Source organism: Streptomyces sp. NPDC001714 (assembly GCF_042892755.1).
In the GTDB taxonomy this organism is placed as follows: Bacteria; Actinomycetota; Actinomycetes; order Streptomycetales; family Streptomycetaceae; genus Streptomyces.
In genome coordinates, this window is sequence record NZ_JBIAUL010000005.1 from 558,999 (window position 1) to 571,475 (window position 12,477).

General features: G+C 74.7%; 9 protein-coding genes and 1 pseudogene. 1 reads left to right on the forward strand and 9 read right to left on the reverse strand.

The window, feature by feature from the left end:
• The first annotated feature begins 124 nt into the window (after positions 1-124).
• On the forward strand, positions 125-700 hold the full coding sequence (locus ACFY0P_RS16765) for a TetR family transcriptional regulator (protein WP_388912752.1): 576 nt from the start codon (positions 125-127) through the stop codon (positions 698-700).
• Positions 701-752: 52 nt separating this feature from the next.
• On the opposite strand, the gene ACFY0P_RS16770 is transcribed toward ACFY0P_RS16765, so the two are convergent.
• The 9 genes and pseudogenes from ACFY0P_RS16770 to ACFY0P_RS16810 form a co-directional block, all read right to left on the reverse strand.
• Positions 753-2,057: an MFS transporter gene (locus ACFY0P_RS16770; protein ID WP_388912754.1), complete on the reverse strand. Its 1,305-nt coding sequence runs from the start codon at positions 2,055-2,057 to the stop codon at positions 753-755.
• Positions 2,058-2,124: 67 nt separating this feature from the next.
• Positions 2,125-3,423, reverse strand: coding sequence for a dihydrolipoamide acetyltransferase family protein (locus ACFY0P_RS16775; protein ID WP_388912756.1), 1,299 nt, complete (start codon positions 3,421-3,423; stop codon positions 2,125-2,127).
• A gap of 12 nt (positions 3,424-3,435) precedes the next feature.
• Positions 3,436-4,416, reverse strand: a complete 981-nt coding sequence (locus ACFY0P_RS16780) for an alpha-ketoacid dehydrogenase subunit beta (protein WP_388912758.1) — start codon at positions 4,414-4,416, stop codon at positions 3,436-3,438.
• Positions 4,416-5,657: a pyruvate dehydrogenase (acetyl-transferring) E1 component subunit alpha gene (gene pdhA, locus ACFY0P_RS16785; protein WP_388912837.1), complete on the reverse strand. Its 1,242-nt coding sequence runs from the start codon at positions 5,655-5,657 to the stop codon at positions 4,416-4,418. Before pdhA ends, ACFY0P_RS16780 begins: the two co-directional genes overlap by 1 nt.
• A pseudogene (locus tag ACFY0P_RS16790) lies at positions 5,645-6,748 on the reverse strand (serine hydrolase domain-containing protein); the annotation flags it as partial. The gene pdhA and the pseudogene ACFY0P_RS16790, both read right to left, overlap by 13 nt.
• Positions 6,749-6,930: 182 nt before the next feature.
• Complete coding sequence (locus tag ACFY0P_RS16795) at positions 6,931-7,599, reverse strand: HAD-IA family hydrolase (RefSeq protein WP_388912761.1); 669 nt, start codon at positions 7,597-7,599, stop codon at positions 6,931-6,933.
• Positions 7,596-8,498 (reverse strand): sugar phosphate isomerase/epimerase family protein, encoded by a 903-nt coding sequence (locus ACFY0P_RS16800; protein WP_388912763.1) that lies wholly within the window; start codon positions 8,496-8,498, stop codon positions 7,596-7,598. Before ACFY0P_RS16800 ends, ACFY0P_RS16795 begins: the two co-directional genes overlap by 4 nt.
• Complete coding sequence (locus ACFY0P_RS16805) at positions 8,495-10,705, reverse strand: ROK family protein (protein WP_388912766.1); 2,211 nt, start codon at positions 10,703-10,705, stop codon at positions 8,495-8,497. Before ACFY0P_RS16805 ends, ACFY0P_RS16800 begins: the two co-directional genes overlap by 4 nt.
• Positions 10,702-11,913 carry a sedoheptulose 7-phosphate cyclase gene (locus tag ACFY0P_RS16810; RefSeq protein WP_388912769.1) on the reverse strand — a complete coding sequence of 404 codons (1,212 nt, stop codon included), beginning with the start codon at positions 11,911-11,913 and terminating at the stop codon, positions 10,702-10,704. Before ACFY0P_RS16810 ends, ACFY0P_RS16805 begins: the two co-directional genes overlap by 4 nt.
• Positions 11,914-12,477: the final 564 nt, after the last annotated feature.

Genomic DNA, 12,477 nt, shown 5'->3' on the forward strand with positions numbered 1-12,477 from the left:
CGAACACCCAAAGCATAAAGAACGTTTGCTTTGTTTCGCGCCAAGTCTCCGCGACTTTGGCGAGTCCGTGCCACCGCACCCCCCTCACCAGGGGCAATGTCAGGACCGGCCTATGGAGGAGTGCATGCAGAAGAGAGCCGCACGGACGTACGACGCTCTGATCCGCGCCGCCGCGGCGGAGTTCGACAGCCGGGGGTACGAGGGCGCCTCGCTGTCCCGGATCAGCAAGGGGGCGAGCGCCTCGATGGGGGCGCTGACCTTCCACTTCCCCACCAAACGGCACCTCGCCGACGCCGTGCGGGCGGTCGGCCGGGACGCCGTCGCCGTCGTGACGGACGGCGCCGAGGCCGATCGCCGGGCCCCACTGGAGGCCCTCGAGGGCCTGACCCTCGCCCTGGTACGGCTGCTGGAGCAGGACGTGGTGGCCCGGGCGGCGGCCCGGCTGGAGCGGGACGGCCCCTGCGGCGATCCGCGGGCCTGCCCCGCCGGGGAGTGGACCCACGGGGTGCGGGTCCTGCTGGAACGGGCGGCCGTGGCCGGCGAACTGCGGCCGGGCGTGCCGCCGGACACCGTCGTGGCGCTGCTGACCTGGCTCGTGGCGGGCAGCGGGGCGGCGTGCCGGGCACCGGCCGAGGAGGTCTGGCAGGTGCTGCTGCACGGGATGAGCGCGATACCGCCACCGCCGCCACCGCCGGCATGACAAAGGGCCCCGGCGCTCGGACGGCCGGGGCCCTTCGCGGTCTCCGCGGCGGCTAGGGCCGGGCCGCCGCGAGCTCCCGCTGGACGTCGGCGAGGGAGCGGTTCCTGGTCTCCGGGACGGTCCGGGCGACGAACACCACCGCACCCGCGGACACCGCGGCGAAGAACCAGAACACCGCGCTCTCGCCCAGCAGGTCGGCGGCCGGCAGGAACATCTGCCCGACCACGAAGTTGGCCGCCCAGTTCACCAGCGCGCACACCGCGCCGCCGCGCGCCCGCGCCTCGGGCGGGAACAGCTCCGCCGCCAGGATCCAGAACACCGGGCCGAGCCCGACCGCGAACGACGCCACGTACGTGACCATGCACACCAGCGCCGTGACATCGGCGACCGGCCCTGACGGCAGGCCGAGCACCACACCCAGGGCGACCAGCGAGACCGCCATCCCGGTGAGCGAGAACAGCAGCAGCGGCCGCCGCCCGGCCCGGTCGACCAGCGGCACCGCGGCGACGGTCGCGGCCACGTTCACGGCACCGATCACCACCGAGTACGTGATCGAGTCGGCGGCCGGCAGCCCGGCCCGGGCCATGATGCTCGGGGCGTAGTAGATGACGCTGTTGATGCCGCCGAACTGCTGCACGGCCGCCAGCGTCACCCCGATCACCAGCGCCGCCCGCGCCCCCGGCGCCCGCAGCGCACCCCCGGCCGGGGCGCGCGCCGCCGTCCGGCCGCGCAGCCACTCGGGGCTCTCCGGGATCGCCAGGGTGCCCAGCAGCATGGCCACGGACGGGACCAGCCCGACGGCGAACATGGCCCGCCAGTCCGCGCTGCCCGCGTACCAGAGGTTGATCAGGTACGACACCAGGATGCCGACGGTGAGCAGGATCTGGTTGGCCGTCACCAGACGGCCGCGCAGCCGGGGCGGGGCGATCTCGGCGAGATAGAGCGGTACGACCGTGGACGCGCCGCCCACCGCGAGGCCGAGCACCGCGCGGGCGGCGATCAGCGTCCAGAAGCCGCCGGCCAGCACCGCCGCGAGCAGCCCGAGCGTGAAGGTCGCCGCGACCGCCACCAGGACCCTCTTGCGCCCGAACCGGTCGGCGGGCCGCCCGCTGCCCAGCGCGCCCACGGCGGCGCCCAGCAGCAGCGCCGAGATGACGGCGCCCTCCTCGAAGGAGTCGAGCCCGAAGTCGGCCCGGATGAACAGCAGCGCACCCGAGATCACCCCCGTGTCGAAGCCGAACAGCAGGCCGCCGAGCGCGACCACCGCCGTGCACAGACCGAGCCGGGCGGGGGAGGTGGCGGGCCCGGCCGCGGGGACCGGGGCGGCGGTGGCCGGCGGCCGGGGTGCGTCGAGCATGGTTGTCGTCCTCTCGATCGGGCTCTCGTCGGGCTCTCGTAGGGCTCTCGTCGGGCCGGTGCCGGGGTCAGGCGCGGGTGAGCAGCAGGTCGGGGTCGTGCAGCAGGGCCGCGGTGTCGGCGAGGACCCGGGAGCCGAGTTCGCCGTCGACGAGCCGGTGGTCGAAGGAGAGGGCCAGCGTGGTGACCTGGCGTGGGACGACCCTGCCCCGGTGCACCCAGGGGCGTTCCGCGACGGCGCCGAGGGCGAGGATCGCGGACTCCCCGGGGTTGAGGATCGGGGTGCCGGTGTCGATGCCGAACACGCCGATGTTGGTGAGCGTCACCGTGCCGCCGCGCAGCGCCGCCGGCGGGGTCCGGCCCTCCTTCGCGGTGGTCGTCAGCTCCTCGAGCGCGGCGGCCAGTTCGGGCAGCGTCATCCGGTCGGCGTCGGCGACCGTAGGGACCAGCAGACCGCGCGGGGTGGCGGCGGCGACGCCGAGGCTGATCCGGTGCTTGAGCACGATCTCCTGGCGCTCCTCGTCCCAGGAGGCGTTGATCCCGGGGTTGCGGCGCACCGCGACCAGGAACGCCCTGGCCGCCAGCAGCAGCGGCCCGACCCGCAGGCCCGCCATGTCCGGGTGCCCCTTGAGCCGCCGGACCAGCTTCATCGTGCGGGTGACGTCCACCGTGACGAACTCGGTGACGTGCGGCGCGGTGAAGGCGCTGGCCACCATCGCCCGTGCGGTGGCCCGGCGGACTCCGGTGACGGGGACGCGGGTCTCGTCGGCGCCGGAGCCGGCCGGGGCGACCGGGACGACGGTGGCGGGGGCGACCGGGGCGACCGGGGCGACGGTGGCGGGGGCGCCGGTGACGGTGTCCTGGCCGGCCACGGCCTGTACGTCCGCGCGCGTGACGTCCCCACGGGGCCCGCTCGGCACGACGGCCCTCAGGTCCACGCCCAGTTCCCTGGCGAGCTTGCGCACCGGGGGCTTGGCGAGGGGGAGTGCGGTGGCGGGGGACGCCACCGGACCGGTGCCGTCGCGGCGCCGGGGGCGGCGGCCGGCGGGCGCGGGGGCGGCGCCGTACCCGACCAGGACCGGGGTGCGGGCCGCCGCCTCCGGGACGGCTTCGGCCTCGGTCGCCGCCACCCTGATGATGGGCGTGCCCACGTCCACCGTGGCGCCCTCGGGGAAGCACAGCTCGCGGACCACCCCGTCGTAGGGGACGGGCAGTTCGACCGCCGCCTTCGCCGTCTCGACCTCGCACACCACCTGCCCGTCGGTGACGCGGTCGCCGGGGGCGACGAGCCAGCGCACGATCTCGGCGTCCTGAAGGCCCTCGCCCACGTCGGGCATCCGGAACTCCCGGAGGGCGTTGTCGGTCATCGTCTGCCTCTCTCAGTGCGCGAACGCGCGGTCGACGGCGTCGAGCACGCGGTCGATCCCGGGGAGGTACTCCTCCTCCAGCCGGGACGGCGGATACGGGGTGTGGTAGCCGCCGACCCGGAGGACCGGCGCCTGAAGGTGGTAGAAGCACTGCTCCGTGAGGTGAGCGGCGATCTCCGCGCCCGCGCCGAAGAACACCGGCGCCTCGTGGGCGATCACCAGCCGTCCGGTGCGGCGCACGGAGTCCCGCAGGGTGTCGAAGTCGACCGGCGACAGGGACCGCAGGTCGACGACCTCCAGCTCCCGGCCCTCCTCCGCGGCGGCCACCGCGGCCGCGTCCAGGCAGACCCGCACCATCGGGCCGTAGGCGGCCAGGGTCAGGTCCGTGCCCGCGCGCGCGATCCGTGCCCGGTCCAGCGGCGGACCCGAGCGGACCCGGGTGTCGACCTCGCCCTTCTCGTAGTACCGCCGCTTGGGTTCGAGGAAGATCACCGGGTCGTCGCTCGCGACGGCGTCCCGGAGCATCCGGTACGCGTCCGCCGGCGTCGACGGACTGACCACCCGGAGCCCCGCCACATGCGCGAACAGCGCCTCCGGGGACTCCGAGTGGTGCTCGACCGCGCCGATGCCGCCGCCGTAGGGAATGCGGATCACGACCGGCAGCCGCACCAGCCCGCGGGAGCGGGCGTGCATCTTGGCGAGCTGGGTGACGATCTGGTCGTACGCCGGGAAGACGAAACCGTCGAACTGGATCTCCACCACCGGCCGGTAGCCGCGCAGCGCGAGGCCGATCGCGGTGCCGACGATGCCGGACTCCGCGAGCGGGGCGTCGATGACCCGGCCCTCGCCGAAGTCCTTCTGCAGCCCGTCGGTCACCCGGAACACCCCGCCGAGCCGGCCCACGTCCTCGCCCATGACCAGCGTCTTCGGGTCCTCGGCGAGCACGTCACGCAAGGCCGCGTTCAGCGCGGCCACCAACGTCATGCCGGGCATCAGACCTCCCCGTCGAAGGACGACGCCCCGGAGGGCGCCTCGAAGGCCGCCTGGTAGGCGGCGAACTCGGCGCGCTCCCGGTCCACCACCGCGTGCGCACCGGCGTACACGTGGTCGAAGAGCGCCTCGGGCGCGGGCGACGGCATGGTCCGCACGCCCTCCCGGACCCGGGCGGCCAGCGCCTCGCCCGCCGCCGCCGTCTCCGCGAAGAACGCGTCGCCGGCGAGGCCCTCGCGGCGCAGCAGCCGTTCCAGGCGCAGCAGCGGGTCCTTGGCACGCCAGCTCTCCACCTCGGCCGCGTCCCGGTAGCGGGCCGGGTCGTCGGAGGTGGTGTGGGCGCCCATCCGGTAGGTGAACGCCTCGACCAGGAACGGCCCCCGGCCCGAACGCACATGCTCCAGGGCGGCCCGGGTCACGGCGAGCACGGCCAGCACGTCGTTGCCGTCGACCCGCACCCCGGGGAAGCCGAAGCCCTGGGCCCGCTGGTACAGCGGCACCCGGGTCTGCCGTTCGTTGGGCTCGGAGATCGCCCACTGGTTGTTCTGGCAGAAGAACACGACCGGCGCGTCGTACACGGCGGCGAAGTTGAACGCCTCGGAGACATCGCCCTGGCTGGTGGCGCCGTCCCCGAAGTAGGCGACGACCGCGTGGTCGGTGCCGTCCTTCGCCATCCCCCACGCGTAACCGGTGGCGTGCAGCGTCTGCGCACCGATGACCAGCGTGTAGAGGTGGAAGCCGTGCGCGTCCGGGTCCCAGGCGCCGTGGTCCACGCCCCGGAACAGCCGCAGCAGCGCCAGCGGATCCACCCCGCGCCCGAGCGCCACCGCGTGCTCCCGGTAGCTCGGGAAGACCCGGTCCCCGTCGGCCAGCGCCCGCACCGACCCGACCTGCGCCGCCTCCTGCCCCAGCAGCGAGGGCCACAGGCCGAGCTCACCCTGCCGCTGCAGCGTGACACCCTCGGCGTCCAAGCGCCGGGCGAGCGCCATGTCCCGGTACAGCGAACGGAGTTGACCGGGATCGGGGTCGATCCCGTACTCGGGATGCGGGACGCGCTCCCCCTCGGGCGTCAGCAGCCGTATCCCGTCACCGCTCCGGCCCGCCCTCATCGGCCGTCCCCGATCCCCAGCTCGGCCATCGCCGTCGCCACGGCCCTGACCAGGGAGGAGGCCCGCTTGTCGTCGGGGCCGAGGGCGATCAGCCGGTTCATGACGTACGACACCCCGGCCCGGGCGCGCGGCCAGGCCTGGTTGGCGGAGCCGCCCGCGCCGTCGTGCCCGAAGGAGTCACCGTCCACCGTCGGACGCGGGTTGGTGCGCAGCCGGTAGCCGCCGCCCCCATACACCATCGGTACGTCGATGAGCTGGTCGACCTTGCTGACATAGGGGGCGCGGGCCTCGTCCAGCAGCCGGCGCGACAGCAGCGCGGGCGGCTCGTCGGCGGGACGGGCGGCGTCCTGGGCGAGGATGCCGTAGAGCTTGGCGAAGCCGCGTGCGGAGCCGTAGGCGTTGGCGGCCGGGATCAGGGCGAAGCGGCGCTCGGGCCGGTTCCAGATCTCCTCGTCCTGCGGGAAGGGGACCGGGTTCTGCCAGATGCGCCGGGTGAGCGGGTCCTCGCTGGTGAAGTAGCCGGTGAACTGGTCGCGGAAGCCCGTGCCGTACTCGGTGCGGGCCACCCGGGCCTCCTGCTCCGGGGTGATGCCGAAGGAGACGTCGACCCCGAGCGGCCCGGCGACCTCCTCGGCGAAGAACCGGTCGAGGCGGCGCCCGTCGGCCCGCCGGATCACCTCGCCGACGATCCATCCGGTGGCCCACGGCCCGTACAGGATCCCCTCGGCCCGCGGGTCCGCCTCCGGCTCCTGGTCGGCGAGCAGCTTCGCCATCGCCTCCGGGTCGCCGAGGTCGTCCTGGGAGAGCGGGACGGCCACGGCGGGCATCCGCCCGGTGAACGTCACCACCTCGCGCACGGTGATCCCGGCCTTGCCCTTCGCGGCGAACTCCGGCCAGTAGTGGGCGACCGGCTTGTCCAGCTCGACCACACCCCGGTCGACCAGCACGAGCAGCGCGGTGGCGAGGATGCCCTTGCTGCCGGAGAACACGAGCTGAAGGGTGTCGCCGTCCCAGGCCCGCCCGGTGGTGGGGTCGGCGGGGCCGCCCTGGAGATCGACGACGAGTTCCCCGTCGAGGGTGACGGCGAGGGCGGCACCCTGCTCGTCGCGCTCGGCGAAGTTGCGGACGAACTCCGTACGGACGGCTTCGAATCCGGGGGCCACGTGGCCGCGGACGGCGGGGGCGGGGGCCGTTTCGGAGGTGGGCGCTTGGGTGGACATGGACATGGTGGCACTCCGATCGATGGGTGGGTGGCGAGCAACGCGAGACCGGGGTCTGAGGGCGAGGGCCGGTTTGTGGCTGGTCCGCACCTCATCCAGCCCGTCTGGGGGTACCCCCTCTGGGGGAGTTCGAGGACGAGGCCTTCAGGCCGAAGCGGGGGTCCGGGGGCGGCAGCCCCCGGTGACGGTCAGACGGACACCGGGGAGCGTGCCGGAAGCGTGAGCCGCAGCCCGTCGCCCGCGTCGACGCACACCGCTCCCCGGAAGTCCGGGATCCGCGGCCGGCCCTGCGCGGCAGCGCCCCCGTGCGGGCCGACGACCACCGTGTAACCACCGGCCGCCCGGCCCGCGAGCAGCCCCAGTTCCGCGTCCTCGAAGACGATCGACGCCCGCGGGTCGACCCCGAGCCGGCCGGCGGCGGTCCGGTAGCCCTCCGGGTCCGGCTTTCCGCGCCGCACGTCGTCCGCGCTGACCAGGACCTCCGGCAGCGGCAGCCCCGCCGCGGCCATCCGCCGCTGCGCCAGCTCCCGGCCCGCCGACGTCACCAGCGCCCAGCGGTGCCGGGGCAGAGCGGCCAGCAGCTCCGCCGCGCCCGGCAGGGCCACCGTGCCCCGGGTGTCGGCCACGTCCTGCGCGACCAGCCAGGCCGTCTCCGCGGCCACGTCCGTGCCCGGCGGGGCGTGCTCGGCGACGGTCTCCGCCGTGCGCTGCCCGTGGGCGCCGGCCAGGATCACGGCCGGGTCGAGGCCGTGGCGGCCGGCGAACCGCCGCCAGGTGCGCTCCACCGCGGCGGTGGAGTCGACGAGCGTGCCGTCCATGTCGAACAACAGCGCCTGCGCGGTCACTACGAGGGTCATGTTCCTGCCGTTTCTGCCGTACGTACCGTTTCTGCCGACGCGGTCGTCGTGGTTGCCGCGGTCGTCGCCGCCAGGCGCTCCGCGAACGCCCGCAGCCGGTCGAGGTCGTCGGCGAGCCGCTCCCGGTCGCCGCCCCGGTGGTCGTTCTCGAGCACCAACGCCCCGACGGGTACGGCGTGTTCGGCCAGCGCGTCGAGCGTGGCGCCGATGCCGCCGTCGCCGTCCCCGAGCGGCGCGGTGCCGTCGGGGCCGTCCTTCACATGCACCTGGCCGGCCAGGTGACCGGCGGTCCCCGCGACCAGCGCCACCGGATCGACGCCCGCCGCGACCGGGTTGTAGGTGTCCAGCAGCAGCCGGAAGGCGGGCGATGCGACCTCCTCCGCGAGCCGCAGCGCCGCCCGCGGCGCGAGGGTGTTCTCACTGGCCAGCAACAGCCCGCGGGCCGCCGCCTCCCCGGCCGCCGCGCGCAGCACCGCCACGGTGCGGACGAACGCCCCCTCACCGTCGATCGCGCTGCGCCGGAAGCTCGGCACGAACACCAGCGGCGCCCCCAGCTCCCCGGCCGCGTCCAGCAGCCGGGCCAGCACGTCACGGACCCGGCCGGCGTCGAGGCTGCCCTCGGGGGCGGTCAGCCCGAGGTCGTTGAGCACGTTGCCGGCGACCGCGAGCGGGGCGACCCCGGCACACCGGGCGGTCCGCGCCAGCCGGGCCGGCTGCCCGGCCGCGTCGAGCCACGGGCCCCGCCCGGGCCCGCCGAGGTCGAACTGGATCCCCCGCACCCGGTGCTGGAAGGCGAGATCGAGGGCCGCCTCACCGCGCCCCGGCAACCGCCAGTCGGCGAGCGCGATCAGCGGCGCGTCCGGTGCGGCGCTCCGGCCGGCGTCCATGACGGAGCTCATGACGGTTCGCCCATCCGTACGGCCAGTTTGACGAGCCGTCGCCCGGAGACGACCCGGTCCGCCGACGCGGCCAGCCGGGCCAGGACCGGTACCGCGCCCGGCAGGTCGACGACGTGCGTCACCAGGTCCCGGTAGCGCTCCGGCGCCCGGCACAACTCGTCCGCCGCGTACCGCAGATGCTCGCCGGCGACCCCCCGGTGCCCGAGGATCCGCACCTTGTGCCCGCTCGCCGTACCGAACCGGGCGACGTACGGCGGCTCCGGGCGCCCCGCACGGTTCGCGGCGCGCACCTCGGCGAGGTCGGCGCCGGGCAGGTGCGGGCTGGCCGCCGGCCGCGGCAGGCCGCCGACCAGATCGACCACCGTGTCCCGGCCGGCGGCCGCGTCCAGCGCGAGGTCCAGGCAGGGGAGGGTGGCCGGGGCCGGGGTGGCGATCAGCACGGCGAGGGGACCGTCGCCGAGGCTCGCCGCGAGGCGCCCGGCCGACAGCTCCCCGGACAGCAGCCGTACGTCGGCCTGGTGCGGGGCGCGGTTGCTCCAGACCAGGCCGGTGGGGGTGTGGTGGACGTGCACGGTCCTGATGCCGGGGCCGTACCAGCGCCTCGCCGTACGCACGGCCAGATGGCCGACCGTACCGTCGCCGAACACCAGGAGGGTGCGGGGGCGGTGCTCCGACAGCGCGAGGGCCGCGTAACGGGCGACCGCGAGGGGTTCGACGAGCGCGCCGAGTACGCCCGGGGGGACCTCGGGGAGCGGCAGCACGAGCCCGGCGTCGACGGCCGTCGCCGGGATGAGCGTGCGTTCCTGGAGGAGGCCGTCGACGTTGTGGCCGAGGAGGAAACTGTCGTCCTCGGGGTGGGTGGGGTTGACGACGACGGGGGTGCCGGGGCGCAGGGCCGGGTCCTGGATGTCCCGGCCCACGGCCACGATGCGGGCGATGCCCTCGTGACCGATGACCGGGGCACCGTCGTCGCGGATGCCGCGGAGCATCTGGAGGTCGGTGCCGCAGACGCCGGCGATGACGGGGGCGAGGAGCAGTTCGCCGGGGGCCGGGGCCGGGGTGGGCCGGGGGGAGTAGTGCAGGCCGGTTTCGGTGCGGAGGATCGCGTAGTGGGTCGCTGCGGGCCGGTGGGGGCCGGTCGCGCCCACGCGGCGGAGCCGCACCATGTCACTCCCGGCGCCCCCGACGGGGCGCTTCAGTGCCGCTATTCCTGCACCGATCAGGCCGTTTGCCTCGCCCGGCGCGCAGATCGTGAGGCGGCCGGTCAGCCAGGTCGGCTGCAGTTCACTCGTCAGGTACAGGCCTTCTGCCCCGAAGTGCCTTTCCAGCGAGGCCCGGTAGTGGTGGCCCAGGCCCGTCGCCACGCCTCCTGTGATCGCGAGGTCGTCGAGTTCCGGGTCCAGGGCCAGAGCCGTGCGCAGGACGTCGGCCACCGGGGCCGTCGACGCGTCGAGGAGTTCGGCGGCGAGGGGGTCGGAGGCGTCGAGGGACGCGGGCAGGGCCTTCTCGAACGGGACCCCGGATTCCATGGCGCGGCCCAGTTCCGAGCGCTGCCACCGGTACGGGTCCCGGTCCCGCAGGACGTCCGCCATACGGCGCAGGCCGGGCCCCGAGGCGTACGACGAGACATGGCCGGGGCGGCCGCAGTCACATGCCAGTTCGACGGGGGAGCCGGTCAGTTCCGCGTGGGACGGGAGGTGGCCGACCTCGCCCTGGAGGCCGCAGGGGTCGGTGGCGATCGTTCCCGTGCGCAGGTCGATCGTGCGACAGGCGATGCCCGAACTGACCGTCAGGAGCAGCACCTTGCGGTGGTCGCGGTGGCGGGGGGAGGCGGCGTAGTGGAGGAGGGCCGCGGTGACGTCGTTCAGGACGTGCCACTCGACGTCCGGGCGCAGGGCGCGGAGCGCGGCCGGCAGGTCCAGGGGGGCCGTCTCGTCGCCGAACAGCGGTGCCGAGCCGTAGACCGTGCCGGTGCGCTGGTCCAGCGCCGCGCCGAAGGAGAGCGCGGCCACGGGTGTGGTGACGGCCTCGCAGATCGTGGCGAGCAGACGGCCCCGGAGCTCCTCCACGGGGGCGTCGGGGTGGCGGAGCCGGCTGGGGGAGGGGAGGTCGGTGACCTCGCCCAGCCCCGCCTCCGGCGACCACAGGGCGTGCCGCACATGGGTCCCGCCCACGTCGAGGACGGCGATCGGGCCCGGTGCGCTCACTGGTCCGACCCGTCCGTCCGGTCCGTGTGGGCGTGCACGAACTCCAGGGCGCGGGTCAGTTCGGCCGGCGTCACGTCGTTGGCGAAGACGCAGGAGCCGATGCCGTCGGTGAGGGGGAGGCGCTGGCGGCCGTCGCGGTGCTTCACGGCGTCGGCCAGGCCGACCTGGAGCAGTTCGGGGGTGAACACCGGGTGGGTGAGCGGGAGTCCGGCGGCGGCGATCAGGGCGAGGGCGCGGTGCGCGTCGGCCTCCGAGAGGTACTGGCGGCCGGCCGCGAGGGCCACGCACACCGCCATGTCGACGGCGACGGCCTCGCCGTGCAGCAGCGGCGGGTCGGCGCGCAGCTCCAGCGAGGGGCTGAAGGTGTGGCCGTAGTCCACCGAGCGCTCCAGCACGCTCTCCCACAGGTTGGGCTCCAGCTCGTCGAGCATGCCGGCGATGGCCCGGGAGACGACCTCGCTCATGTCCGCGCCGCAGTCGGCGAGGGTGTCGGCGGTGATGTGCGCGACGGTCTCCTCCAGGAGGCGGAAGAGGTCGGCGTCCTTGACGAGCGCCATCTTGATGATCTCGGCGAGGCCGTTGGCGATGTGCCGGTGCGGCACGGTCCGCAGGAACTCCGGGTCGATGAGGGTGACTTCGGGGGCGAAGTAGGTGCCGAGGCGGTTCTTGTGGGTGCCGTGGTTGACGCCGGTCTTCACGCCGACGCCGGCGTCCACCTGGCCGACGAGGGTGGTGGGGACGCGGACGTAGGGGGCGCCGCGGCGGTAGAGGCTGGCCGCCATGCCGACGACGTCCATCAGGACCCCGCCGCCGACCACGACGACGCGCTCGGTACGGCGCAGGATGCCCATCTCGGTCATGGCCCGGGTCACCTCGACGACCTGCTCCAGGGCCTTGGTCTCCTCGTCACCGGGCATCACCAGCCAGGTCGCGTCGGTCTGCCAGGCGGTGAAGTAGTCGCGCAGGGCGGTGCCGTACAGGTCGTCGACGACCTTGTCGACCACGACCAGGGCGCGTACGCCGGTACGGCCGTCGGCACCGACCGCCTTGGCGAGGGCGGGGTTGGCGGGGCCGAGCAGTCCCCGGGTGAGGGACACCTCGTAGCCGACGGGCTGCTGCGCCTGCACGTACCAGGTGAGGCCGGGCGGGCGGGGTATGTCGAAGGCGGTCGTCATACGGGTCGCACGAGCGGCCGTGGTCTCGGTCATGGGTGGGTCTCTCCCTTTGCGGGGTCGGGCATGGGTGAGGTCGGCTGCCGCCGGCTGGGCCGAGAGGTGCGGCCACGCCGCTTCCTCCGCCGGGTCTTCTGGACCGGCGCTCTGTCACGACGGCACGTTTTCCAGGGGCGCTCGTCTTTGCCGCCACGTCTCGGTCGGCGCTCCTTCTCCGGTCGGCACCTCTTTCTGGTCGGCACTTTTTCCCGCCGCTCCGTTCTCTCCGCCGCGACGGCGCTCAGCCGCGACGGTGGAATTCGGCGGTGCCGTGCCGGGCGGTGGTCGCCGTGTCAGGTGGCGATGGTTCGGCGGGTGCGGCGCCGTCGTGGCTGGGCGCGCAGTTCCCCGCGCCCCTGGGTTGGCTGCGGTTGGCTTGGCCGAGAGGCCAGGTTGGTCGCGCCCGCGCGGTGGAGCCGCATATCGGGTACAGCCCCGCGCCCCTGGGTTGGCTGCGGTTGGCTTGGCCGAGAGGCCAGGTTGGTCGCGCCCGCGCGGTGGAGCCGCATATCGGGTACAGCCCCGCGCCCCTGGGTTGGCTGCGGTTGGCTTGGCCGAGAG

Coding starts and splice junctions, on each gene's coding strand:
- ACFY0P_RS16765 (WP_388912752.1), top strand. CDS start 125: ATGCAGAAGAGAGCCGCACGGACGTACGACGCTCTGATCCGCGCCGCC.
- ACFY0P_RS16770 (WP_388912754.1), bottom strand. CDS start 2,057: ATGCTCGACGCACCCCGGCCGCCGGCCACCGCCGCCCCGGTCCCCGCG.
- ACFY0P_RS16775 (WP_388912756.1), bottom strand. CDS start 3,423: ATGACCGACAACGCCCTCCGGGAGTTCCGGATGCCCGACGTGGGCGAG.
- ACFY0P_RS16780 (WP_388912758.1), bottom strand. CDS start 4,416: ATGCCCGGCATGACGTTGGTGGCCGCGCTGAACGCGGCCTTGCGTGAC.
- ACFY0P_RS16795 (WP_388912761.1), bottom strand. CDS start 7,599: ATGACCCTCGTAGTGACCGCGCAGGCGCTGTTGTTCGACATGGACGGC.
- ACFY0P_RS16800 (WP_388912763.1), bottom strand. CDS start 8,498: ATGAGCTCCGTCATGGACGCCGGCCGGAGCGCCGCACCGGACGCGCCG.
- ACFY0P_RS16810 (WP_388912769.1), bottom strand. CDS start 11,913: ATGACCGAGACCACGGCCGCTCGTGCGACCCGTATGACGACCGCCTTC.